At 56.0% G+C, this 24,286-nt stretch carries 24 protein-coding genes and 2 tRNA genes; 13 read left to right on the forward strand and 13 right to left on the reverse strand.

Annotation, left to right across the window (positions count from 1 at the left end):
- Positions 1-69: 69 nt before the first annotated feature.
- Complete coding sequence (locus RRF56_RS19140; protein WP_317034758.1) at positions 70-282, reverse strand: Hfq-related RNA-binding protein; 213 nt, start codon at positions 280-282, stop codon at positions 70-72.
- A 198-nt stretch (positions 283-480) separates the two neighbouring features.
- Between RRF56_RS19140 and dapF the strand changes: the two genes are divergently transcribed.
- Positions 481-1,326: a diaminopimelate epimerase gene (gene dapF / locus RRF56_RS19145; RefSeq protein WP_317034759.1), complete on the forward strand. Its 846-nt coding sequence runs from the start codon at positions 481-483 to the stop codon at positions 1,324-1,326.
- Between the two features lie 96 nt (positions 1,327-1,422).
- Here the strand turns inward: dapF and RRF56_RS19150 are convergent, their stop codons facing one another.
- The 4 genes from RRF56_RS19150 to RRF56_RS19165 form a co-directional block, all read right to left on the reverse strand.
- Complete coding sequence (locus RRF56_RS19150) at positions 1,423-2,073, reverse strand: HAD family hydrolase (RefSeq protein ID WP_317034760.1); 651 nt, start codon at positions 2,071-2,073, stop codon at positions 1,423-1,425.
- A 148-nt stretch (positions 2,074-2,221) separates the two neighbouring features.
- A complete protein-coding gene (gene gcvP, locus RRF56_RS19155; protein WP_317034761.1) occupies positions 2,222-5,188 on the reverse strand; it encodes an aminomethyl-transferring glycine dehydrogenase in 2,967 nt (988 codons plus the stop codon).
- A gap of 129 nt (positions 5,189-5,317) precedes the next feature.
- Entirely contained in the window at positions 5,318-6,211 is an 894-nt protein-coding gene (locus tag RRF56_RS19160; protein ID WP_317034762.1) for an alpha/beta fold hydrolase, read from the reverse strand.
- Between the two features lie 147 nt (positions 6,212-6,358).
- Positions 6,359-7,165 carry a TIGR02281 family clan AA aspartic protease gene (locus RRF56_RS19165; RefSeq protein WP_317034763.1) on the reverse strand — a complete coding sequence of 269 codons (807 nt, stop codon included), beginning with the start codon at positions 7,163-7,165 and terminating at the stop codon, positions 6,359-6,361.
- 284 nt (positions 7,166-7,449) lie between these two features.
- Between RRF56_RS19165 and carA the strand changes: the two genes are divergently transcribed.
- The 3 genes from carA to RRF56_RS19180 all read left to right on the forward strand — a co-directional run bounded on the left by carA (position 7,450) and on the right by RRF56_RS19180 (position 9,723).
- Positions 7,450-8,613, forward strand: a complete 1,164-nt coding sequence (gene carA / locus RRF56_RS19170; RefSeq protein ID WP_317034764.1) for a glutamine-hydrolyzing carbamoyl-phosphate synthase small subunit — start codon at positions 7,450-7,452, stop codon at positions 8,611-8,613.
- Positions 8,614-8,846: 233 nt separating this feature from the next.
- On the forward strand, positions 8,847-9,224 hold the full coding sequence (locus tag RRF56_RS19175) for an STAS domain-containing protein (protein ID WP_410510642.1): 378 nt from the start codon (positions 8,847-8,849) through the stop codon (positions 9,222-9,224).
- Between the two features lie 34 nt (positions 9,225-9,258).
- Entirely contained in the window at positions 9,259-9,723 is a 465-nt protein-coding gene (locus RRF56_RS19180; RefSeq protein ID WP_317034765.1) for a Mini-ribonuclease 3, read from the forward strand.
- A gap of 50 nt (positions 9,724-9,773) precedes the next feature.
- Here the strand turns inward: RRF56_RS19180 and recQ are convergent, their stop codons facing one another.
- Both recQ and RRF56_RS19190 read right to left on the reverse strand, forming a co-directional pair.
- Positions 9,774-11,978, reverse strand: a complete 2,205-nt coding sequence (gene recQ / locus RRF56_RS19185) for a DNA helicase RecQ (protein ID WP_317034766.1) — start codon at positions 11,976-11,978, stop codon at positions 9,774-9,776.
- Positions 11,979-12,080: 102 nt separating this feature from the next.
- Positions 12,081-12,506: a tetratricopeptide repeat protein gene (locus RRF56_RS19190; RefSeq protein WP_317034767.1), complete on the reverse strand. Its 426-nt coding sequence runs from the start codon at positions 12,504-12,506 to the stop codon at positions 12,081-12,083.
- 486 nt (positions 12,507-12,992) lie between these two features.
- Between RRF56_RS19190 and RRF56_RS19195 the strand changes: the two genes are divergently transcribed.
- From RRF56_RS19195 to RRF56_RS19220, 6 genes are all read left to right on the forward strand, one after another.
- The gene (locus RRF56_RS19195) at positions 12,993-13,352 is read left to right on the forward strand and encodes a hypothetical protein (protein WP_317034768.1); all 360 of its coding nucleotides are present in this window, start codon (positions 12,993-12,995) and stop codon (positions 13,350-13,352) included.
- Between the two features lie 79 nt (positions 13,353-13,431).
- Complete coding sequence (locus tag RRF56_RS19200; RefSeq protein WP_317034769.1) at positions 13,432-14,964, forward strand: AAA family ATPase; 1,533 nt, start codon at positions 13,432-13,434, stop codon at positions 14,962-14,964.
- 136 nt (positions 14,965-15,100) lie between these two features.
- A complete protein-coding gene (locus tag RRF56_RS19205; RefSeq protein ID WP_073606628.1) occupies positions 15,101-15,451 on the forward strand; it encodes a DUF1257 domain-containing protein in 351 nt (116 codons plus the stop codon).
- 188 nt (positions 15,452-15,639) lie between these two features.
- Complete coding sequence (locus RRF56_RS19210) at positions 15,640-16,530, forward strand: inositol monophosphatase family protein (protein ID WP_317034770.1); 891 nt, start codon at positions 15,640-15,642, stop codon at positions 16,528-16,530.
- A gap of 109 nt (positions 16,531-16,639) precedes the next feature.
- Positions 16,640-17,323 (forward strand): Crp/Fnr family transcriptional regulator, encoded by a 684-nt coding sequence (locus tag RRF56_RS19215; protein WP_317034771.1) that lies wholly within the window; start codon positions 16,640-16,642, stop codon positions 17,321-17,323.
- A gap of 117 nt (positions 17,324-17,440) precedes the next feature.
- Positions 17,441-17,929 carry a TerB family tellurite resistance protein gene (locus RRF56_RS19220; RefSeq protein ID WP_317034772.1) on the forward strand — a complete coding sequence of 163 codons (489 nt, stop codon included), beginning with the start codon at positions 17,441-17,443 and terminating at the stop codon, positions 17,927-17,929.
- A 14-nt stretch (positions 17,930-17,943) separates the two neighbouring features.
- Here RRF56_RS19220 and nadA read toward each other — a convergent pair whose 3' ends face one another.
- Both nadA and RRF56_RS19230 read right to left on the reverse strand, forming a co-directional pair.
- Positions 17,944-18,903 (reverse strand): quinolinate synthase NadA, encoded by a 960-nt coding sequence (gene nadA, locus RRF56_RS19225; protein WP_317034773.1) that lies wholly within the window; start codon positions 18,901-18,903, stop codon positions 17,944-17,946.
- A gap of 540 nt (positions 18,904-19,443) precedes the next feature.
- Positions 19,444-20,193, reverse strand: a complete 750-nt coding sequence (locus tag RRF56_RS19230) for a response regulator transcription factor (RefSeq protein WP_317034774.1) — start codon at positions 20,191-20,193, stop codon at positions 19,444-19,446.
- 378 nt (positions 20,194-20,571) lie between these two features.
- Here RRF56_RS19230 and RRF56_RS19235 point away from each other — a divergent pair, with 378 nt between their 5' ends.
- Together RRF56_RS19235 and RRF56_RS19240 are read left to right on the forward strand one after the other, a co-directional pair.
- Positions 20,572-20,961: a hypothetical protein gene (locus RRF56_RS19235; protein WP_317034775.1), complete on the forward strand. Its 390-nt coding sequence runs from the start codon at positions 20,572-20,574 to the stop codon at positions 20,959-20,961.
- 123 nt (positions 20,962-21,084) lie between these two features.
- Positions 21,085-21,381: a hypothetical protein gene (locus RRF56_RS19240; RefSeq protein ID WP_317034776.1), complete on the forward strand. Its 297-nt coding sequence runs from the start codon at positions 21,085-21,087 to the stop codon at positions 21,379-21,381.
- Between the two features lie 30 nt (positions 21,382-21,411).
- On the opposite strand, the gene nagA is transcribed toward RRF56_RS19240, so the two are convergent.
- Positions 21,412-22,632, reverse strand: coding sequence for an N-acetylglucosamine-6-phosphate deacetylase (gene nagA / locus RRF56_RS19245; RefSeq protein ID WP_317034777.1), 1,221 nt, complete (start codon positions 22,630-22,632; stop codon positions 21,412-21,414).
- On the opposite strand from nagA, the gene RRF56_RS19250 reads away from it, so the two are divergent.
- Positions 22,631-23,065 (forward strand): VOC family protein, encoded by a 435-nt coding sequence (locus RRF56_RS19250; protein ID WP_410510497.1) that lies wholly within the window; start codon positions 22,631-22,633, stop codon positions 23,063-23,065. The genes nagA and RRF56_RS19250 overlap by 2 nt on opposite strands.
- Positions 23,066-23,109: 44 nt before the next feature.
- Here RRF56_RS19250 and RRF56_RS19255 read toward each other — a convergent pair whose 3' ends face one another.
- The 3 genes from RRF56_RS19255 to RRF56_RS19265 form a co-directional block, all read right to left on the reverse strand.
- Positions 23,110-23,547 carry a hypothetical protein gene (locus tag RRF56_RS19255; RefSeq protein ID WP_317034779.1) on the reverse strand — a complete coding sequence of 146 codons (438 nt, stop codon included), beginning with the start codon at positions 23,545-23,547 and terminating at the stop codon, positions 23,110-23,112.
- A 379-nt stretch (positions 23,548-23,926) separates the two neighbouring features.
- Positions 23,927-23,999 (reverse strand) — tRNA-Glu (locus RRF56_RS19260).
- Between the two features lie 121 nt (positions 24,000-24,120).
- Positions 24,121-24,193 (reverse strand) — tRNA-Glu (locus tag RRF56_RS19265).
- Between the last annotated feature and the right edge of the window lie 93 nt (positions 24,194-24,286).

Here is a 24,286-nt window from a genome sequence, read left to right on the forward strand (position 1 = left end):
AGTGTGCCCCGATCACCTAGGCAGACGACAGGCAAAGATGTAAAGACTGCTTAGGGGCAGCATGGCAAACTACGAATATTTGAGGAAGCCAATGGCCTGCTTCCAAATTTGGTGCTTGCTCTGATCATCGGTTTCTACGCAGATGCATTGGGGATCTTGCCAAACGACCCGACCAGAGATGAGGTCGCCAGTGATGAGTTTGACGTCAACGGTAGATTTGTCTCGAATCAGGGTTTGAACCTGTCGAACGCTCGGGAAACCAGTGGCAAACTCTTGGGACATGGCATTAGATCAGTAAACTCATGCTGGTCTTACGGTACCCTGTTCTTTCGGCTTAGGCGACAGGTTGGGGAGAATTTGTTGAGCAAAGTGCATCGGTGAGGCAGGGGATGGTGATCAGTCGATGGTCATGTCTCCGGGCCTGCCCATCTACCCAATTTGGTCGATAATTAAAGTCTACTCATTCAGCATCGGCGCACTATGGAATTTAGCAAGTACCACGGTCTGGGCAACGACTTTATCTTGGTGGACAATCGCCATCAGTCAGAGCCGGTGCTCTCTCCTGAGCAGGCGGCGGCTTGGTGCGATCGCCACTTTGGCATTGGTGCTGACGGAGTGATCTTTGCGCTGCCAGGGCAGGGAGGCACCGACTACACCATGCGCATCTACAATTCTGATGGCTCAGAGCCGGAGATGTGCGGCAATGGTATTCGCTGTCTGGCCAAATTCTTAGAAACCCTAGAGACGGCTGACGGCAGCACCCCCCAGGCCCCCCACACCTACCGAATTCACACGCTGGCGGGGCTAATTTCACCGACCCTTCAGCCCGATGGTCAAGTCACGGTAGACATGGGACCGCCCCATCTGTTGGCCAAAGACATTCCGACTACCCTGGCGGCGGCTGAGGAAAAGGTCGTGGGTGTACCTCTGACCGTGGCTGATCAAACCTGGTCGGTCACCTGCGTCAGCATGGGCAACCCCCACTGCATCACTTTTGTCGATGAGGTGGCGACCATTTCCCTAGAAGCTATCGGGCCGCAATTTGAGCACCATGAGGCGTTTCCCCAACGCATCAACACTGAGTTCATTCAGGTGGTGCGGCCTGACTATCTCAAGATGCGGGTCTGGGAGCGGGGGGCTGGCATTACGCTCGCCTGCGGTACTGGAGCCTGCGCGTCGCTGGTGGCCGGGGTGCTGAGTGGGGTATGCGATCGCGCCGCTACCGTAGAGCTCCCCGGTGGCCCCCTGCATATTGAATGGTCTGCCGCCGACAATCGCGTCTATATGACTGGCCCGGCAGAGCTGGTGTTTCAGGGGAGTCGGTAGCGGGCGTATGGGGGCAGGTGTTGGGTGTCAGGTGTCAGGTGTCAGGAAATAGCCTGTTACCCGAAACCTGACACCCGAAACCCGGTTTCTCGCGCTCTAGCGTTTTACTAAAATTCCCTGTAGTCCGGCGGCTTTGGCCCCTTCGAAATCGTCGGCTTTGCTGTCGCCCACGTGCCAGGCTTGACTGGCCTCGCAGCCATGCTTTTGTAGCGCTGTGGCAAAAATCAGCGGGTCGGGCTTGGCGGCTCCGGCCTCGGAGGAAATTGTGATCGAGCTGAAATAGTTGATCAAATCGAGGGCTTCGAGCACGGCGTATAGCCGGGTGTCGAAGTTAGAAATAACGCCTAGAGCAATGCCCCGCCGCCGCCACCGCTCTAGGGCTGGTGGAACGTCGGGGTACAGTACCCAGGGTGTGGCTGTGGCAAAGTGAGCGTAGAGGTCGGCAAAGAAACTGTCGAAGTCGACAAAGCGATCGAGCACCCCAGCACTGCTGAAGGTCTGCTGGGCCAGCACCCGCCACCACAGATACTCCTGCTCGGGCACCGTGGCTGGGTCACTACCGGGAAAGGCCATCTCTGGGGCAGCCTTAAACGTGCGAAAAAAGGCTTGGTTGAGAGTTGTTGGGTCGGCAATTACGCCGTAGTGCTGGGCTAAGTCAGCATAGATTTCACCAACGCTGCCCGCCACCCCAAACAGTGTGCCAACCGCATCTAAAAAAATGACCTTAGGTTGAGGTGTATTGGCCATTGGGGATACCGTCGCAAAAAAATCAACAGCTTTAGCTTAAAGGCAAAGCTACCGGTTGCAGCCTTTGCGGCATCTACAGAAACGATTTAAAGGCTGAGCTAAAGCGCCCTGAAAATGCCTCACCGTTGAACCCATGGCGGGCAGAGCCCTAGGCTTCCCCATAGGCATCCATGCCGATGCAAGAGCAGACGAGGTTGCGATCGCCGTAGGCCTGGTCAATCCGGTTGACGGCGGGCCAAAACTTAGCGCTGCGGGTAAACGGAGTAGGAAAGACAGCTTGCTCGCGGCTGTAGGGCCGGTTCCAGTCGGCGACTAGGTCAGCGACGGTATGGGGAGCGTGCTTGAGTGGGTTGTGGGTGCGATCGCTCTCACCCGCCTCAATGGCGCGAATCTCATCGCGAATGGCAATCATGGCGTCGCAGAAGCGATCGAGCTCTGCCTTAGACTCACTCTCTGTTGGTTCTACCATCAGCGTGCCCGCCACTGGCCACGACATCGTCGGTGGGTGAAAGCCGTAGTCGATGAGTCGCTTCGCCACGTCCTCCACGCCAATATCTGCCGATTTCTTAAAGGGTCGCAGGTCGAGAATACACTCGTGGGCCACCCGGCCATTTTGCCCGGTGTAAAGAATGTCGTAGTGCCCCGCTAGACGCTGGGCAATGTAGTTGGCGTTGAGAATAGCGACCTCAGTCGCCTTGGTTAGCCCCGCTCCCCCCATCATGGCGATATACATCCATGAAATCGGCAGAATACTGGCGCTACCCCAGGGGGCCGACGTCACCGCGCCAATGCCCTGGTCGCCGCCAACCCCCGCCACCAGGCTATGCCCCGGCAGATAGGGCACCAGGTGCGCCTTCACCCCAATGGGCCCCACCCCTGGCCCGCCGCCACCGTGGGGAATACAGAAGGTCTTGTGCAGGTTGAGGTGACAGACATCAGCTCCAAAGTCGGCGGGGCGACAGAGGCCCACCTGGGCGTTCATGTTGGCTCCATCCATATAGACCTGGCCACCGTGGGCGTGAATCGTGGCGCAGATTTCGGTAATGTCGGCCTCAAACACTCCGTGGGTAGAGGGGTAGGTGACCATCAGCGCTGCCAGGTTGGCGCTATGTTTTTCAGCTTTGGCTTGGAGGTCGGCTAGGTCGATGTTGCCATCCTCGTCACAAGCCACGGGAATCACCTTCATGCCTGCCATCACGGCGCTGGCGGGGTTAGTGCCGTGGGCCGACTGAGGAATCAGACAGAGGTTGCGGTGATGGTCGCCCCGCTGCTGGTGATATTCCCGGATGACTAGGAGACCGGTGTATTCTCCCTGCGCCCCGGCGTTGGGCTGAAGCGATACACCGTCAAAGCCGGTGATTTCTGCCAACCAGGCTTCTAGATCGGCAAACAGCTGGCGATAGCCCTGAACCTGTTCGGCTGGGGCAAAGGGGTGAATTTGCCCAAATTCTGGCCAGGTGACGGGCACCATCTCGGCGGTGGCGTTGAGCTTCATGGTGCAAGAGCCCAGCGGAATCATTGCTGTGGCCAGGGAGAGATCTTTAGTTTGCAGGCGATGCAGGTACCGCAGCATCTCGGTTTCAGAGTGGTAGCGGTGGAAGGTGGGGTGAGTGAGGTAGGGGGTGGTGCGGGTGAGGGACTGGGGGAGAGGGGGAGTGGGAGCGTGGGCGGGTGGATGGGTGGATGGGTTGCCGGTAAAGACGGTGATTAGGTCTTGGAGATCGCGCTCGGTGACGGTTTCGTCGAGGGCGACGATTAGGGTTTCGGCATCCAGTACACGCAGGTTGATGCGGTGGTCGGTGGCGCGGGTGAGAATGGCGGCCTGGGCGTCGCCCACAGTTACCCGCAGCGTGTCGAAGGTGGGGGCTTGGCCCAGTTCAAAGCCAGCTTCAGAGAGGGCTGTGGCCAGGGTTTGGGTGTGGTGGTAAAGGCGGGCTGCGATCGCTCTCAGACCCTCTGGCCCGTGGTAAACCGCATACATGCTCGCCATAATGGCCAGCAGCACCTGGGCAGTGCAGATATTGCTGGTGGCCGCATCGCGGCGAATATGCTGCTCGCGGGTTTGCAGGGTGAGGCGCAGGGCGGGGTTGCCGTAGGTGTCTTTAGAGACGCCCACCAGCCGACCGGGCAGCTTGCGGGCAAAGCTGTTTCGCGTGGCAAAGAAGGCCGCATGGGGGCCACCAAAGCCCAGGGGCACGCCAAACCGCTGGGTGTTGCCCACCACAATATCGGCCCCAAACTCGCCGGGAGGTCGCAGCAGGGTGAGGCTGAGCAGGTCAGCGGCAACGGTAACGAGGGTGTTGGCCGCGTGGGCTTGGGCGACAAAGTCTTCGTAGTCATAGATCGCCCCATCGGTGGCGGGGTATTGCAGTAGCACCCCAAAGACAGGGGTATCAAAGCTAAAGGCACGGTGATCGCTAACCATCACCTCGATGCCCAGGGGCAGGGCGCGGGTTTTGACCACGGCAATGGTTTGGGGGTGGCAGGCGCTAGAGACCCAGAAGGTGTTAGCGTCTTTCTGTTTGCGGGCGTTAAAGGCCAGGGTCATGGCCTCGGCGGCGGCGGTGCCTTCGTCTAGCAGAGACGCGTTGGCAATTTCCATCCCGGTTAAGTCGGTCACCAGGGTTTGATAGTTCAGCAGGGCCTCTAGCCGCCCCTGGGCAATTTCGGGCTGGTAGGGGGTGTATTGGGTGTACCAGCCGGGGTTCTCAAGGACGTTGCGCTGAATCACCGCTGGGGTCAGGGTGTTGGCGTAGCCCAGGCCCAGGTACGATCGCCACACCTGATTTTGGGTAGCTAGGGCCTGGAGCGCCGCTAAGGCCGCCGCTTCGTCTAGCCCCTGGGGCAGATTTAGCGGCTGGGGTAGGCGGATCGCAGCGGGAACGGTGGCACTGATCAGATCGGCGAGGGAGGCGTATCCAAGGGCCTCTAGCATGGCGTTCGTGTCCTCTGCCGTTGGCCCCAGGTGGCGGGCGACAAAGGGGCTGAGGGGATCCGTCGAGTCTGAAGTTTGGGGAGGCTGGCTAGGGGGGCTTGTGTGCTTAGAGGCGGCCTCTGAGGCGGCCTCCGAGTCAGCGGACTTTGGGGTGCTGGTCTGGGGAAAAAGTTGCGTCATACCCGTCAGATAGCTCCAAAATCAATAGCTCGAACCCGTCGTAGACCAGCATACTGGGCTACCCACCCTTCATATCTTGAAACATCTGGTGAAAATTTGCTGGGGTAGCTAGGCAAATTGTTGGCTGCTTTAGGTTAGCCGAGCCACAAAGGCGGCGATCGCCGCTGCCGTTGCCTCAGGCTTTTCCAAGTGGGGCACGTGGCCGCACTGGGCTACCCAGACTAGCTCGCAGTCGGCGATCGCCTGTTCAAACCGCCGCGCGTCTTTAGTGCCCAAGATCTTGTCCTGCTCACCCCAGACCACCAGGGTAGGGCAGGCAATCTGCGAAATTTTGGCGGTCAAAAAGTTGTAGCCCCCGCTTTTGGTGAAGGCAATCAGCGATTCTTTCCAGCCGGGGCACAGTAGGTGCAGGGCAGCGCACAGTTCGGCGTCGGCGGTGACAAAGGCTTTGTCGAAGTAGGCCTGGCGGCTAATGCTGCGCCGTACCCTAGGGTTGCGCAAAAAGGCCGTGGCCCAGCTATCGAGCGGCGGCACCATCAGGTTGCCCATGGCTGGCCCAGCGGCAAACCCGGCGGCGTCGATCAGCACCAGCCCAGCTACGGCATCGGGATAGGTGAGGGCAAAGTCGATGGCGGCGGCCCCGCCCATGGAGGCCCCCACCAGCACCACAGGGCGGTTGATGTGCTGTTGCCAAAAGCTGTGCAGGTGAAGCTTGATTGCCCCAGGGGAGAGATCGGGGCTGAGGGTGCGATCGCTAAACCCAAATCCCAATAAATCCAATGCCCAAGCGCGGGGGGCGAGCAGGGGCAGCAGGCGGCGAAACTCAAACAGCGAGCTGTCAAACCCGTGGATCAGCAGCAGCGGTGGTGAACTGGCGGCATCCTCGGCGGCCACGTAGGCTGTGGGAATGGGAGTCTCAATCAATGGAGTTTGGACGGACGCTAGCTGCACTCTCGTCGCTAGGTCGAGGGAGGTTGGTTCGCTCAGGGCAGCGGCAGCGGCAGGCAGCACAGACACAGTCATAGCAGTTCAAACACAATCAAAGCCTGCTGCATATTCTCACAGATTTTTCACTGTAAGAGGACGTATGTGGGAGCGGTGGTAGGTGTTGGGTTTCGGGTTTCGGGTTTCAGGTTCCAGTCCGAACTGGGAATGCAACCTGAGGTGGGATTACTTATGTAAGTGAATCATGTGAGAGCCGATAGCGATGCCGTACTGGCCGTAGATGTCTTGGCCGAGTAGGCCATAGCTGCCGCCGATCGCTACCCTAATCTTCTCGCGCCGCAGGCCGCCTAGTTCTAGGGCGTCTACATAGCCAATGGGCAGCTTTACCACGCTGCCGTCGGCAATTCTGGCCTGGGTCTCGCCTACTATGGCCACGCCTACTGCTTGGGCCATCTCCGGGGTGATTAAAGTACCGGTTGCGCCTGTGTCAAACAGCATTGGGAAGGTCTGAGTACCGCCTGTGCCCCGGAGGGTAACGGCCACTACGGGCGTGCCCCCCTGGCGGCGCTGAATGGGAATTTGAGCGGCCAGCCCAGCCGGTAGTGCTGGGCTGGCCAGGTCCGGGGCCGGGGCTGCAAGGATGTTGTCGGTGGCGCTACGCTGGGCAGCGGCCAGGTGTTGTTTGTATTCTTGGACCTTGGTTCGGGCCTGGGCATAGTTGGGGCTGCTGCTGGGAACTTGCTCCATCAGGGCGATCGCCTGTTGCCACCGGCTAGCCGCTAGCTGCCAATCGGCTGTTGACTGGGCTGACTGACCGATGGCGACGGCGTTGGTGGCCCGATTCACGGCTTCGCGGAACGTATCGGTAGCGGGTGCTGACGGGGGCGAGGTGGCTACTTTAGCCGGGGGGGCGGCTTGCACTGAGAGAGCTGACTCGCCAGCTTCCCCTGACAGACTATCGGCGGTTGTCGTTGGTCGCTGACCCTGGGCGAGGCTACAGCCCCCCAAACTCCAGGCCAGACTCCCGAGCATAAACCAATGTGTGATGGCCCAGGGTCTACCCATAAAATCCTAATTTCACCGTCTAAAGGCTGTACTTGCAGAGGCTGTACCGGCTGTACTCAACGTCGGACTTCCCTCGACCATCGCAATTGTGGTTTTGGCTGATTTGTCTGCCAGGTCATATCCCAGTATGCCCACACAACTACTGGTAGACCAAGCCGCTGTAAACCCAAGAGATTTAATCTCTGGTTCATAGCTTAAATTTGACCTTTGGCCTTAGGATAATAGCGATTCGTAGCGCTGAGCAAATCGCCATGGTTTTTCCTGATGCCCCTCCAGCCGTGCTGGTTTTAGCCGATGGTTCGGTGTTTCGCGGTTGGTCGTTTGGGGCACCGGGCACCGTAATGGGCGAGGTGGTTTTCAATACTGGCATGACTGGATATCAAGAAGTCATGACTGACCCCAGCTACTGCGGCCAGATTGTCACCTTTACCTACCCAGAGCTGGGCAATACCGGTGTAAACCCCGATGATGAGGAGTCGAGTCGCCCTCACATCACCGGTGCGATCGCCCGTAATATTTGCGAAATCCCCAGCAACTGGCGCTCTACCCAGTCGCTGCCCAACTACCTCAAGACCCACAAAATTCCCGGCATTTTTGGTATTGACACCCGCTCCCTTACCCGTAAGCTGCGTACGGTGGGAGCCATGAACGGGGCCATTTCGACTACCGTGCTCGATCCTGAAGAACTGCTGCGTCAGCTTCAGGATGCGCCTTCCATGGCGGGTCTAAATTTGGTTGATCAAGTCACCACCGACCAGGCCTACGAGTGGACTGAGATTACCGATGCGGCCTGGGAGTTTGGCCCGACAGCACAGCCTCCGGGTGAGGCAGCCCCTCTGACGGTGGTGGCCGTTGACTTTGGGGTAAAGCGCAATATTCTGCGCCGCTTGGCCAGCTATGGTTGCCGCGTGGTGGTGGTGCCCGCCAGTACTACGCCAGAGCAAATTATGAGCTACCAACCCGACGGCATTTTTCTCTCTAATGGTCCTGGCGACCCGGCGGCGGTGACCAAGGCTCCCGAACTGGTGCAGGCATTGTTAGACTACGCGCTGCCCACCTTTGGCATTTGCATGGGTCACCAGATTTTAGGCCTCTCTCTGGGGGCCTCGACCTTTAAGCTGCCGTTTGGCCACCGGGGCCTAAATCAGCCTTGCGGTCTAGAACGCCAGGTTGAGATTACTAGCCAAAACCACGGCTTTGCCCTCGACGCCGCCTCTATTCCTAATGATGCGGTGACGGTAACCCATCTGAATTTGAATGATCAGACCGTAGCGGGGTTAGCTCACAAGACGCTGCCGCTATTCTCGGTGCAGTACCACCCTGAGGCGAGCCCTGGCCCCCATGACGCTGACTACCTGTTTGCCAAGTTCGTAGATACCATGCGAACCCACCGCCAGCAGCGTTTGCCAGTTTAATCTCAGTATTTTTGCAGATCTGATTTTGAGGTTCTGCCATCGGGTTGGCACAATTTGGTCAAACCGCTATATGCTATCTGTCTACGGCAGGGCGGCAACTCTAGATCTGTCTAAGGTCTAGCTCGGGTCTAGGCTCTCTGGCCGCCTCAGGTGGGGTACGGTTTCACCCCTTGCAGACGACTGTATCCTGACCTATATTTAACGTCGAAATTGGAGCACCGAGGAGGTTTCCCATCGCTGAATCTCTAACCCTGACCGTAAGCTTACGAGGCACCCGCGATGTCAGGGGAACCTATCAACTTTTTCGCCTCACGGGTTTGCTAGACGCGTTCTCAGAACCTGCCTTTCGTAAGGTGATGTCTAAGTACGTTGAAGCAGGGCCGAAAAATATCATCTTGGATTTAGCAACTATTGACTTTGTCGATAGTTCGGGTCTTGGTGCACTGGTGCAGTTGGTGAAAAAGGCCACCACTGAGGGCGGTACCGTACAAGTGGTAACTAACCCTCGGGTGACCCAGACCGTTAAGCTAGTGCGGTTAGAGAAGTTTTTGTCGCTACAGCCCTCGGTGGATGATGCGATCGCCAACCTCGAAACCCCGCCCAGTGAATAGCCTTAGCCAGCCATTGGCCTAGCCAGAGGTAGCTGTGGCCGAACTGCCCTCCAAGACGTCTACCAGCCTGCAGTGGCTGCTCCAGTTCAGCGCCCAAAGCTCTACTGCGGCCCTTACCCCAGAGCAGGTTAACGCCTTATCGCCCGTAGCCCTAGCCTATATTGGCGATGCGGTGTACGAGCTGTTTGTGCGGGGGAGTTTTTTGCTCCCTCCCAAACGCATTCAGGCTTTTCACCAGCAGGTGGTTAACCAGGTACGGGCCGAGCAGCAGGCCCGCCAGGTTCAATTGCTGTTGCCGCTGCTAACCGACACCGAGCAAGACCTGCTGCGCCGGGGCCGCAATGCCTCGTCGCGGGGGCCTCGTCGAGTGGACAGTCAAATTTATCAGCAGTCCACGGGGTTTGAAGCTTTGGTTGGTTATCTTTACTTGACTGATTTAGGCCGTCTAGTAGAGCTATTGAGCGTTTTAGATCTGTCTACCCCTCCGCCTAACGCCTAGGTGAAGGGTTAAATGAGCTAGTCATTTTTGTCGTTGGGGGCTTTCCCTGGCTAGGGCTGTTGTTCCAGCTGCCAGGCGGCGCGTACTAGGCGAATATCCTCGTAGCTAAAGGTGGGGCCAAGGCGATCGCGAATCTCGGTCAGTGAGCCATATTCCCCGTCTGTCAGCACCTCTACGATGGCGCGCTGGCAATCGACGGTGACTAACTGATTGATGTCGACCGTTTCTCTTTGCCGGATCAACTGTTCCAGGTGACTGGCGATGGTGGTAGCTTTGAGCCCACGTTGCTCAGCAATCTCCTCGATCGATAGCCCCTGCCGATGCAGTTCCAAGGTTTGCCGGTGGGTGTCGCCCACGCTCTGGCGCCGTTCTCTAGCAGGGCGAGATCGACCTCTGGCGGCGCTTGGGGCCGACTCTAGCCCGTAGTCAGCGCAAAACTGACGAATAGCATCGGTAAACACTTCACCATACTGGGCCAACTTGCGGCTGCCCACCCCCGACACTTGACCAAAGGCCTCAATTGTCTGGGGTCGAGTTTGGGCCATCTGCCGCAGGGCCGACTCTGGAAAGACCACGTAGGGGGGCACGCTCTGCTGGTCAGCCAATTGTTTCCGCAGGGCTTTGAGCACGGTTAACAGCTGGGCCACCTCTGGGGTATCTTCGCCTGGGGGCGCTTCGTTGGGGCCTGGGGCAAAGTTTTGAGGGACGGCAACCTCGACTGTTAGTTGTTTGCGCAGCACCTGCCAGCTAGCGGCATTGAGCTTGAGCACTGGGTAACCGTCGGTGGTCTCATCGACCAGGTGCTGGTGCAGGAGCGATCGCCCCAACAGCCGCCACTCATCCACCGATCGATCTTTGCCAATGCCGTGGGTCGAGAGCTGGTCATGGCGTAGATCGAGAATTTTTTGCTTTTTGGAGCCCCGCAGCACATCGATAATGTGGGCCATGCCAAAGCGCTCTTGACAGCGGGCTACGCAGGAGAGAAACTTTTGCGCCTCAATGGTCCAGTCTTCTACCGGCGACGGGTTGGTGCAGTTATCGCATTGGTGGCACAGCCCCTCTAAGGATTCACCAAAATAGCTGAGTTGCACCCGGCGACGGCACACCGTGGTTTCGGCATAGTCAACCATCTGTCTGAGCTGCTGGCGGGCAATGCGCTGCTCCGCTTCGTCGGGTTTTTGGCTGATCAGATAGTCGGCGGTGGCCACATCGCCGTAGGCCAAATACAGGGTGCAGTGGGCTGGTTCTCCGTCCCGTCCGGCTCGTCCGCTCTCCTGGTAATAGCCCTCAATATTGCGGGGAATGTCGTAGTGAATCACAAACCGCACGTCGGGTTTGTTGATGCCCATGCCAAAGGCCACTGTGGCTACCATCAGCCGCACGTCATCACGAATAAACCGAGTTTGGTTCTCCTGCCGCACATCGTCCGCCAGGCCAGCATGGTAGGGCAGTACCGATTCGCCATCTTCGGTGAGGCGCTGGGCCAACTCGTTGACCCGCTTGCGGCTGAGGCAGTAAATAATGCCCGAACCCCGGTGCTGTTTAACCTGCTGCCGCAGCTCCTGATACCCATCGCGGCTCTTGGGTCTTACTTCGTAGAACAGGTTGGGCCGGTTAAAGCTCGACACTTGCACCAGGGGATCGCGGAGGCGGAGCTGCTGGGCAATATCGACCCGCACTCGTTCTGTAGCGGTGGCGGTCAACCCCATCACGGCAATTTGGGGAAAGGTCTCCCGCAGCACCGACATCTGGCGGTACTCAGGGCGAAAGTCATGGCCCCATTCTGAGACGCAGTGGGCCTCATCAATGGCAAAGCCGCTCACCCCCACCGTTTGAATCAACCGACCCAGCAGGCCAAAAAAGCCGGGACTCATTAGCCGTTCGGGCGATACATAGAGCAATTTAATCTTGCCCGCCAGCAGATCGGCCTCTCGCTGGCGAATGGTATCAAAGGCTAGCGAGCTATTGAGGCAGGTCGCGGCTATGCCATTGTCGGTCAGGCTATCGACCTGGTCTTGCATTAGGGCAATCAACGGTGAGATCACCACCATCACCCCGAGTTTGAGCAGGGCTGGCAGCTGGTAGCACAGCGACTTGCCGCCCCCGGTGGGCATGATCACCAGGGCATCCTGGTTTTTGAGCACCGCCTCGATCACCGATCGCTGCCCAGGCCGAAACTGGTCGTAGCCAAAATGATGTTTAAGGGCCGTTTCTAACGATGGAAACGCTGCCGTGGGTGATGCAACCCCAACCATAACTACCGCTCAAAGAACTACCTTAGTGCGTTCAAGTGTACTCTTTTGACAACTTTTGGCGCTCCCCTGGTGATCAGAAACTGGTGATCAGGAAGCCCTAACTCAAGACGCCTCAACGTTGGCATAGCTCGCGTAGGCTTCTGGATAGCGCCCCAGCCGCTGGAGGGCCACGCCTCGAAACAACCAGCCTTGGGAATGGTTGGGGGCGATCGCCAAGACCCGATCGGCCATCGCCAGCGCCGACTGAAATTGCTCTAGGTGAATTAGGCAGACCGCCTGATAAATCAACGTCGGCACATCTCTAGGAGCCGCGATCGCCGCTGCCTCAAAACAGCGCAATGCCCCCGCGTAGTCTCTCGCGTTGGCTAGGGTTTCTCCCTCGGTATACCACTGCTGAAAAGTTTGAACCGACCTCTCTACTCCAGAGGCAAACTCAGAAGCGACCCCAGCTTGATCTGGAGATGGAGTGACCGGGGCCACTAGGGGCCGCAGGGCCGAGGACACACGTTGGAACACGGTAAATGTCATAGCTGGCCAGCGCCTAGATTAAACGTCCATCAAGAACAATCACAGCATTCCCCGGTTATGGGGGCGATCGCTAGGGGCACCACCGATCGCCGGATCTAACCAGCCGTTGCAGGCAATTCCCTTCGCTTGCTCAAAGGTTGGGTTTAGCCCTGTAGATCAGCCTGTAGTCAAAGCATATCGGCCGCTCTGGCGTGAATTCTCTGCGCGTCGTATAAGTTTACGTCTCTCCCCAATCGGCCCTGTCCCAGCTACGGTGATGACAGGGAACTCACCTTGCTCCCTGAAGGCCATCAATCGGGTCAGTATCAATCGGGTAAACCGAGGGGGATGCCTCCCTGCCCCAGGAAGCCCGCAGAACTAAGGAACGTTGCGCTGTGTAAAGCAATGTTACAAAAATGCTGTCATGACGGCATGCTGGCTTGACGGCGTCGGGTAGGCCGATTAAGGTGTTTACATACCCGGGTCACCCCTATTTAGAAGTGCGCTATGGAAGAGCAGAAAGCTACTAAGGTCACGTTGTATTTACCTCCCGACCTGCACCGTCAGTTAAAGATTCGCTCCGCCGTTGAGGGTGAGGCTATGTCTTCCATTGCTAAGCGTGCGATCGATTTCTATCTGACCCATGGCGAGGTCGTCGACGAAAGTCTAGAATCTGCCTTCGGTCAGACCCATCGGGTACACAGTTGCCCAAGCTGTGCCTCGTCGGTGGTGCTCCGAGAGGGTGAGTTGGTCGAAATTTCTCAAGTGATTGGTGCTAGTACCAGAGATGATCTGGGTGCTGCCGTCGTCCCCGACGTCGTCGCTAGCCCTGGTTCCCGTGAAGAAGGGGAACTGGTTGTTTGCTAGGTACAGATTTGGTTGGTCGGGCTGTAGTTAGCTTAGACAACGGTTTCAATGCCCCGTAAGTCTTAGAAGGGATTTGGTCATGCGAGAGGATCTAAATGTACTGGTACAGGCTCAATATCCTCTGATCTACCTGGTCACCTTCGAGGAAGAGCGCGCCGAGCAGACCATTGCCGTGGTAGCTCGCCATCTCGCTAGAGACCAAGACATCAAAGCTCCTATGCGAGTCTATACCTGGACTATGACCCGGGGCATGGTGGAGTATGGGAATCCAGGGACGGGCACTCAAAACAACAATACGGTTTCTCCCGAAGCAGCTGTGGAATGGGTGATTCGTCAGCGAGAACCCGGTATCTTCATCTTCAAAGACCTGCACCCCTTCAAAGACTCCCCAGCGGTTACCCGCTGTTTGCGCGATGCGATCGTGGCGCTTAAGGGCACTCGCAAAACCATCGTGCTCATGTCTCCAGTCCAAGAAATTCCGATCGAACTTGAGAAAGAGGTCGTGTTGCTCGACTTCCCGCTGCCTGATATGTCGGAGCTAGACGAAGTTCTCTCTACTGAAATGAATCGGGCTCGGGGTCAAAGCATTTCTACCGAAGAGCGCGAAAAGCTGCTGAAAGCGGCCTTAGGGCTCACCCGCGACGAAGCGGAGAAGGTTTATCGTAAGGCTCGGGTGATGGCCAAGCGCCTTACCGCCGAAGAAGTGGACATTGTGCTTTCGGAGAAAAAGCAGCTTATTCGTCGCAATGGCATTCTCGAATTTATGGATGTCGATGAAACCCTGAACTCTGTGGGAGGGCTAGAAGAGCTCAAGCACTGGCTTCAACAGCGCTCTGATGCGTTTACCGAACGGGCGCGAGAGTATGGTTTACCCCAGCCCAAAGGCATGCTGATCTTGGGAGTACCGGGTTGTGGCAAGTCGTTAATTGCTAAGACTACGTCTCGGCTTTGGGGGCTACCTCTGCTGCGGCTTGACCTAGGGCGCGTATACGACGGTTCTACTGTAGGGCGCTCTGAGGCCAATCTTCGCAACGCACTCCGCACCGCTGAGTCGATCTCTCCTTGTATTTTGTTTATTGACGAGATTGACAAGGCTTTTGCTGGCGGGGTGGGGTCATCGGATTCGGACGGGGGTACTTCCAGCCGCATTTTCGGCACCTTCCTCACCTGGATGCAGGAGAAAACCTCACCGGTGTTCGTCATGGCTACTGCCAACCGCGTAGAGAAGCTACCCAGCGAGTTTTTGCGTAAGGGACGATTCGACGAGATCTTCTTTGTTGACTTGCCCAACTCCGAAGAGCGCAAAGATATTTTTCAAATCCATTTGCAGAAGCGCCGCCGCGACATTGAGCGCTTTGACCTTGACCAGCTCACGAAGGTCTGCGATGGGTTTTCAGGTGCAGAAATTGAGCAAGGACTGATTTCTGCCATGTATGAAGCATTTGCCCAAGGACGTGAGTTCACTCAGCTCGACATTATTGCGGCGATTCGCGCCACGATGCCGCTGTCGAAGACGATGAGTGAGCAGGTTACGGCTTTACGTGACTGGGCTCGCCAGCGAGCCCGTCCGGCGGCAGCCTCCGTCGCTGAGTATCAGCGGATGGAGTTCTAAAGGCTTTCCTCCCGGCGGTATCCGGGGGAAGGGCTAGCGTTTGCTAGCAGTTAGTAATCAGATAGCCCGTGGCTAGCTGGTTTTGTCTCTCTCAAACCTCGTTGTCTCTCTCATTTTCCCTACAGGAGGAAACACCATGTCTCACTTCAGCACCCTTCGCACCAAAGTGACCGATGCTGAGATTCTCAAGCAGTCTCTCTCTGACTTGGGTATTGCCACTAAGACCGAAGCTGATGTTCGCGGTTACAATGGCCAGCGTGTTCGCGCCGACCTTGTCGCCGTTCTGGATGGTGAGTACGATCTGGGTTGGTCTCGTAATGCTGATGGCTCCTTTGATCTGATTGCTGACCTCTGGGGTGTTGCTAAAAAGCACAACCAGACTGAGCTAATCAACTCTATTAACCAAAAGTACGCGGTCAATAAGACCCTGGCTGAGGTCAAGCGTCCTGGTCTACAAAACGCCAACGTTAAGTTGGTGCTTCAGTAGATTCATCACGCGTTCCCTAGGTGGGTTGGCTAGCCTGTGCTAGCCAACCCATTTTTTGCACCTATTTCTTGTGGTACTCTGCAACGCTGCCAGACTACACTGACGAAGAAGCCCTTTATCCCTGTGGGGAGTAAAGGTTGCACTCTGATTTCTTATCCCAGCTGTTGGGGTTTCGCGGTTAGCCTGGTATGTCGCCCATTTGTCCTTCTGACCTCTCTGCCCTGCACCAACTGCTGATGGCCTGTGGTGATTATGCCAGTCAGCAATCCCAGCGATCGTTTCAGGTATTTGAGAAAGGGGTTGATGACTATGTCACAACGGTCGATCAGCTCCTCGATCAAAAGTTGTTGTCGGGCATGCAGGTGCTTTTCCCTGAAGACGGCATTATTACTGAAGAAAACCGAGCTACGGCCCAACAGTTTCGCCAGTGGGAGGGACAACGATTAGCTTCTGGGGGACAACGTCCCCTCTGGTTTGTCGATCCTATTGATGGCACCGATGATTTTATCCAGGGCCGAGATCACTACTCTGTGATGGTGGGGCGGGTGGTAGCCGGGGTACCCGAAGCCGGGTGGATCTATGCGCCGGTCGGTCGGCAGTTGGTCTGGGGTGGTCCGGGCTGGGGTTTATTTGAGCAAACGGGGGAAGGCGAACCAACGGTTTTGGTACCACAGGAGGTGCCCTTTGATCTCGATCAAGCGTGGTCGATGGTAATTGGTGATAAAGATGAGCGGCGCTTTGGAGATGCGATCGCCCAGCGTTTTCCCCAAATCAAATTCTTGTCCTTGGGTAGCTTTGGCCTCAAGGTGCTGGCGGTGATTACTGGCCAGGCAGGTCTTTACATTTACCTCAATGGACGCGTCAAGCTGTGGGATACGACAGGTCCTTTAGCCCTAGCGCGGGCGGCGGGATTGATATGCTGCGATTTGTCGGGGCAGCCCATTCGCTTTACCGAACCCGACGTTGACCCCCACACGCTGATGCACCGACAGCCGATTGTGGTGGGTTGGCCGCGCTATGTAGAAGCGCTGCGATCGCCCCTAGGTGAGATTGCAGCGGCGATTGGGCTGCCCAGATAGCGACTAGGTTTCGGCCTGGCTCAGGTTTCTGGGTACCATGGAAATCGTACCCCATGAGCTTTGGCCTCGCCCAGCCAGCCCTGAGTCTCATCTCCTATCTATGCTTTTTATGCAAGCTGATACGTTGAGTGAACTATATCCTCTCTTTCAGGCGGCTAGCCCCGAAACCGTAGACTGGCTAACTTCGGTGGCCACCCACCACGATTATCCCGCTAACCGGGCTGTGGTGATGGAAGACGCATGGGGTAATGCTGTGTACTTCATTGAGGCCGGCTGGGTAAAGGTCCGCCGCCATTCCGAAGACAGCTCTATTACCCTGGCCGTACTGGGCAAAGGCGACTTTTTTGGCGAAATGGCCATTTTAGATGAGTCGCCTCGCTCTACCGATGTCGTCGCCATGACCGCTGTTAAGCTGATGAGTATTTCGGCCCAGCGATTCATTCAAACCCTGTTTAAAGATCCTCAACTGCACCACCGACTGCTGCAAATTATGGTGCAGCGATTGCGTCAGACTAATCTACGTTTTCAGCTGCGTCATCAGCCCCCTGCCGTTAAACTTGCCAATACTCTCACCACCATCCAAGAGGCCTATGGCGAATCGGTGGAAGACGGCGTCGAGTTGGTTGACATTCCGCGCAAAGATTTGGCTGATTTGTCCGATATCACTGCCGATGAAGCCCAAAAAATCATGACTAAACTGGCCGAGAAAGGCTGGTTGGTTGAAGACCGGGCTCGGGGCGTACTGCGGCTCAAAAACACTCGTCAGCTGGCCCATCTGGCAGGACGCGTCTAGGCGATCGCCCCTACCCCGGCAAAAAATGTAGAGATTGCTAACGTTACCCAACCCCTTGAAATCTCCGTGTTAGGTTGTCAACATTAGCCACCCGACGTAGTTACCTCGGAGCCTACCATGCCATTACAACCACCCTCTCCTCCCTCCATTAGCCCCAGCCAGATGACGTTGCTACGCATTGTGTCAACTATGGCTTGGAGCGATGGTCACCTGGCTGACGAAGAAGTTGGCGTCATGTTAGATCAGTTTAGCCGTCTGTTTGCCAGTGAGCCTAGCCAACAGGCCACTCTACGCGATGAGCTGCGTGACTACCTCATGCAAAACCTGCCCCTCGAAGAGCTGGTCCCCCGGCTGACCAGCCCCGCCGAGCGCGAGTTGGTACTCAAGCTGGGCCACCAGGTCATCAGTGCCAGCGCTCGTACCCCCGGCGAAGAGCTGATTAACCAGCAAGAGGCCGAGGCCTACGGCAAGCTGGTTGCTCTACTCGACCTACCCGATGATGTAGTGACGCGAGTCGAGCAAGCAAGCGATCGGGCCGCAGTAGATCATGATCACCTGATTGAACATATGGCTGCTGAACTCAAGAGCTTTGTCCAGGGCCAGTAGACTGCCAGTCCGTGCTAAGCGCTCATCTCTAACATGCGTTGAATAGGCTGAAGGGCTTGGCGCTGAAGCTCCGGGTCGAGGGTGATCTCCGGCTGTCGGGTTTTCATGGCTAAGTAGAGTTTTTCTAGGGTGTTGAGCCGCATGTGAGGGCACTCATTGCAGGCACAGGCGGCTGTGGGCGGAGCCGGAATAAACACTTTACCTGGTGCCTGCTTTTGCATTTGGTGAATAATGCCTGGTTCGGTCACCACAATAAACTCTGACTGATTGCTCTGCTGGGCATACTTGAGCAAGGCCGTCGTTGAGCCAATGAAGTTGGCGTGGCGCAGCACTACCGCCTCGCACTCGGGGTGGGCAATGATCTCGGCTTTAGGGTGGTTAATCTGTAGCTGTACCAGCTTCTTCTCAGAAAAGGTTTCGTGAACCATACAGCTACCTTGCCAAAGCACCATATCGCGCCCGGTCTGTTGCATGACGTAGCGACCCAAATTTTGGTCTGGGGCAAAGATGATTTTTTGGTCTGCGGGCAGTTGTTGGACAATGCTGACGGCGTTAGAGCTAGTGCAGATGATGTCGCTCATGGCCTTAATGGCCGCTGTGCAGTTGATATAAGAGATCACCAAGTGATCGGGGTGGGCCGCCTTAAAGGCAGCAAAGGCATTGGGCGGGCAGCTATCGGCTAGGGAACAGCCTGCATCTAAGTCAGGTAGCAGTACCTGCTTGTTGGGGTTGAGAATTTTGGCGGTTTCGGCCATAAAGTGCACCCCCGCAAACACAATCACATCGGCGTTGGTGTCCGCAGCCTGGCGGGATAGCCCTAGGGAATCACCAATATAGTCAGCGACGTCTTGAATGTCAGGGTCTTGATAGTAGTGGGCCAGAATAACAGCGTTGAGGTCTTTTTTAAGGGTTCCAATCGCCTCAAACAGATCGTAGGGTAAGGGCGCAGCAGCAGGGGAAAGGGTTGTGAACACGATGGGGAGAGGTTGCCGAGAATAGGGTAGTTTGAATTATAGTCTAATTCACCAAAATTGACTATTTCACCAAAATTGACTATTGCTGATTCTGCAACCATTGACGGGGGGGCTCAAGAGGAGCGATCGCGCCTATCCCCGGCCAGGGAGATAAATCTCAGGCCAGTAAATCAAACGTCTGAGCAGCAGCTATCTATAAGCAACTATCTATAAGCTGTGGCCGCTCAGATTGAGTCGTTTTCTCTATGGATAGCTATAGCCAATCAGGTTAGGACAAAGCCGTCATTCCCGCGTAGGTGGGAATCCACTAGCCCGTAATTGCTCTCGAATGGATTCCCGTTGCCACGGGAATGACAGACAGGGATCGTTGCAAGCAGAATCTCTTAATGATGTCGGCTATGGCTATACCGTTGGAACGCCCAAACGGTTGATGGCTTGATTAATGTTTTGACTAATTTAATTACGGCTACATGTCTGGGTGAGGCTGAGAAACTGAGTTCTTTCCTCCCAACCCGATGCCCAGCCATCTAACTCCAGGCGTTAGCCCAAGGCGGATGATGCCAGACTGACGCTCGCTTTGGGGCTATGGCCATTGCCCTCAGCCGAGACTCGCTCAACATTAAAGCGATAGCCCACGTTGCGCACGGTCTGAATAATATTGGGTTGTCTGGGGTCGACCTCAATTTTTTTGCGCAGCGACAAAATGTGAGTATCTACGGTTCTGGGGTTGTCAATGGCGTCAGGCCAAGCCCGACGCAGTAGGTCAGTGCGGCTCAAGGGTGCGCCAGCGGCCTGGGTGAGCACGTACAGCAGGCTAAATTCTTGGGGGGTGAGGTCGATGTAGTCGCCGCGAAAATTGACCCGTCGCTGCACCAGATCGATGTTTAGGTCGCCGTAGGTGAGAGAGGCTGGCGCGCTCATTAACCGCACCCGCCGGGTCAACGCCTCTACGCGGGCTAAAAACTCCTGCATGCCAAAGGGCTTGGTCATGTAGTCATCGGCTCCAGCCCGCAAGCCGGTCACGATGTCAGTTTCGCTATTGCAGGCTGAGAGAATCATAATCAAGGGTTGTCCCTGGCTATGGAGCCACTTGCAAAGCTCTACTCCGTCGCCATCCGGCAGTTGAGAATCAAGAATGACCAGATCAGGCTGGCGACTTTGAAACACATCGCGAGTACGAACAACATCTGCCGACTGGAAGACTCTGTAGCCAGCTTGCTGAAGATGCCAGCCCAGAAGCGATCGCAGATGGGGGTTGCCTTCAATAATCTGCACTGATACAGAGGCCACTGGGTTTCGTTATAAACAGCAAATTTTATTTGCTAAACCATAGCAAAGCCCTCCAGGGGTTTTTGTAGCTAGGGTTACCCAACCCTGGTCTAGGATTGACTGGGGCAGGGCCGTGCTCGGCACAAAACGTTACTGACAGGCTGAGCCATGGGCTGGCTTTAGATCAATAGTTTGCATAACTTCAATGTAATTTGACTTTCGCAAAGGAAGAACTTCGACAAGCCTTTAGACAGGCTAAAAAAAATGGAAGAATTGGATTTGACGTAACCTTTGAAATAACCTCAAAACCCTAGTTAATAGGGTGAAAAAACGGTTGAATCGTCAAAAACTCAACTCTTGCCCTAGGTAATATAGAAAGCAACTGCGTCGCTTCCAACCATGAACTTGACCCGTAGCTATATCCTAGTGCTCGACCCCGAGGGTCTCCACCGCAATGATGCTCATCCCTTGGAAACTGGGCTTCAATACCCCATATTTGTAGCCAGGTCTACTGAGCAAGCTGTTAGCCGTGTCAACCAGGGGATTCCGAGTTTAGTAATTTTGGTAGGCAACAACTTTCAAGACTGGTCGCAGCCCTTAGTCAGCCAGCTCCGTCAGCATGATCAGGCCCCTGACATGACTATTGTGGCTCTGACAGACTCGGCTAGCCCCCAGTGGGACTATAGCGAAGACACGCCAGGGCTGGATGGACTGCTGGTGAAGCCCTTAAGTATAGATATTTTGCGATCGCTGGTCGAGTCGGCTTTTGCCCGCCATATTTGCCAATAGAGATCTCCTAGAACGGTGCAATGAGAGGTCCAACCTAAAGTGCGATATCGCTGAATCTACCTCGCTATCAGCTTTTGATTGGCCAACTGGGTATGCTGAAACATAGGTCAAGAGAGAGCTTCCATGCTGCCCAAGGTACTGCTCGAAAGTCAGATTCAGGTGTTTAAATTTTGGTTTAATGGCGCTCTGCAAGATGGCACTCACCACTACAATGAGCTGTACTATCGTGCCTTAACGGTGGAGTCTGGCAAGCGCACTCGGCTGTACCACTTGGCCTGCAAATTTTCAGAACAGCAGGCAGGGGCGCTAGTTTCCGTTGCCGATAACCAATGCAGTCTGTGGATTAGCTTGCGCAGCCAAATGATGGCGGCTCAACTGCTCCAACAGCGAGTTGCTGGGCTACCTCGGCCCCGGCTCTAGCAATCTGCTCCAACGATCAAGCCGTGACGATCAAGCTGTACTGACCCAAGCCAGGCTTCCCTGGTCGATCACTCCCTTAATTGTCAGGCTATGGGGGGCAAAGAGCGTCACGTTTGCCTGGTAGCCAGCGGCGAGTTGGCCGAGATAACGGTCGATTCTAGCTGCCCGAGCGGGATATAAGGTGGCCATCCGCAGGGCTTCTGCCAGAGAAATACCCCCATGGCGCACACAGTTGCCCACCGCTTCAATCAACGTTAGGGCAGCTCCGCCCAGGGTGCCGTCGGCAGCCACGCACCTGCCATTGCGGTAAAACACCTCCTGACCGCCAATGATAAACGACTCTAGCGTTGTGCCCACCGGAGGCGTCGCATCGGTCACCAAAAACAGTCGATCTTGCTTGATGCGGTGGGCCAGGCCAACTGATCCGTAGTGGACGTGGTGGCCATCGGCAATAATGCCCGCATAGACATCGGCCCGGCTAAAAACGGCTCCCACTAGCCCTGGACTGCGCCCTTGCCAGGGCGACATAGCGTTAAAGAGATGGGTAACCATGCTAACGCCTGCGTCAAACCCGGCCAAAGCTGCTTCAAAACTGGCCTCACTGTGCCCGGCAGATACTACAATGCCTGCCCCTGCTAGCTGCTGAATTTGTTCGGCAGCCGTCACCTCTGGGGCTAGGGTAATGAGCTTAACGATGTCTGGACCCGCCGCCACGATCCGCTGCACCATGGCGGCGTCTGCAGGGCGAATGTAGGCTGGATTGTGAATACCGCCTCGCTTAGGGCTGAGGTAGGGGCCTTCTAGATGCAACCCCAGCACCCGATGGGGATGGTGTCGGCGGTAGTCGGTGACGAGGGCGATCGCCTCGATCATGGCCTCATCGGGGGCTGTAATCAGCGTCGGCAAAAAGCTAGTAGTGCCACTCTGGAGGTTAGTACGATGCATCGTGTCCAGGGTATCGGCGGTAATGGCATCATTAAACATGACCCCACCGCAGCCATTGAGCTGTAGGTCAATGAACCCAGGGGCCGCTGCCCAGCCCTGCCCATCTAGCCGAGGCAGGTCAGTGGTCAGCTGGATCTCGGGCACCACATCGACAATGCCTGAACCATCAATCACCAGGGCGTGGTCGTGTAACACCTCGCTGCCGGTGTAAAGAGTGCAGTGGGTGAGTGCGTAAAGACGGTGGTTAGAATCCACCCAGGGGTCAGAACTCTTGCCCTTAGCCAATGTTGTAAACCCAGAGGACATGACTATGCTCCGCCCTTTTCATGTGGCGTTTCCAGTGTACGACCTAGCGAGCACGCGTCATTTCTATGAAACGGTGCTGGGCTGTACGGTGGGGCGCACCTCCCCCACCTGGATTGATTTCAATCTATTTGGCCATCAAATTACGGCCCACCTGGTGACTGAGCTGCGGTCCACAGTCCCCACTAATGCAGTCGATGGTCGTGGAGTACCGGTTAGCCATTGGGGGGTGATTCTGACCCCTGCTGAGTGGCACACTTTGGCCGATCGTCTGCGCCAGGCCCAGGTCAAGTTTTTAATCGAACCCTATCAGCGCTTTGTGGGCCAGGTAGGAGAGCAATCGACGCTGTTTATTGTTGACCCTAGCGGCAATGCCCTAGAGTTTAAGGCCTTTGACCATGACGAGAGCATCTTTGCCCCAGCCCAGGAGAGATAGAAGAGAGAGGAGTTGGTGAGGGTCATAACAGAGGCAACCACTGCTTAGCGCTGCCACCGCTGCCCTCGATAGATGCCCTCTACCTGGTTGGGCGTATCAGCTGATGCCTTAGTAGTCGGCTTCGCTAAGCGATAGCGAATCCCTCGATAGGTGAGTTCGTCGCCGTGTTCATCGGCGCTGCTGGGCGCGTCAGAAGAGGTCGTAGAAGATGGCTCCAAAGCTGAGGCGGCTGGTGGTGTTGACCCTGTTGTCTTTTGTGGTGTCTCTAGGGTCGTGATAGCGATATCTGTTCCAAGGGGTGGCAGGGGGCGATCGGTCAGATTGGCGGCTTCGAGCGCCCAAATTTGCCGCTGTAGGCCATACAGCGCCGCTAGCAGCCCTACCAACAGCAGTTGCCAGGGGGCTTCTACTAGCCCAACCACGATTAATCCGAGGGCCGAGAAAATTCCAACTGCGGTTGCCAGTAGGGCGATAAAAACCATTGGGTTCCCCTAAAACAGGCTCATTACGGTCGTCAAGCGCTACCCCTCAAGCGCTACCCCTACAGTACTGGACAGTCCCCGGACTTGTCATCCTCCATTGACCTGCCTCAGCTTGCCGAACTAGCCATGCCTAAAAATTGGCCTAAAAACAAAGGGTAATTAAGGTTGATTAAGGCCAATCAGGGTTGATACCAAATTTGAATTGCATAACCCCGAGTCCCAAAAGGCCAAGCTATAGGGTCGCATGGCATGTACCCTGCCGAACCGGGGGTAACCAAACAGGATTCAGTCTGATACAGATGTCTAACCGGTTACTAAAACAAAAGCCTTGCAAGGTTTTGACTCCTGCAGGGCTTTTGTTTTAGTGAAATGTAACCGATACCCCCAGGGGAATTCGAATCCCCGTCGCCTCCGTGAAAGGGAGGTGTCCTAGGCCTCTAGACGATGGGGGCCTGTTTTTTTCGACATTTCTCAGTATAGGGAAAAGGTACACCCTTTTAAAGGATTATTAAAACAAAAGCCTTGCAAGGTTTTGACTCCTGCAAGGCTTTTGTTTTAGTGAAATGTAACCGATACCCCCAGGGGAATTCGAATCCCCGTCGCCTCCGTGAAAGGGAGGTGTCCTAGGCCTCTAGACGATGGGGGCCTGTTTTTTTCGACATTTCTCAGTATAGGGAAAGGGTACATCCTTGTCAAACTAGTCTGATTTTTTTTTGGGAGGCCGTTTGTCGTCCGCTTA

This window comes from Nodosilinea sp. E11 (assembly GCF_032813545.1).
Lineage (GTDB): Bacteria > Cyanobacteriota > Cyanobacteriia > Phormidesmidales > Phormidesmidaceae > Nodosilinea.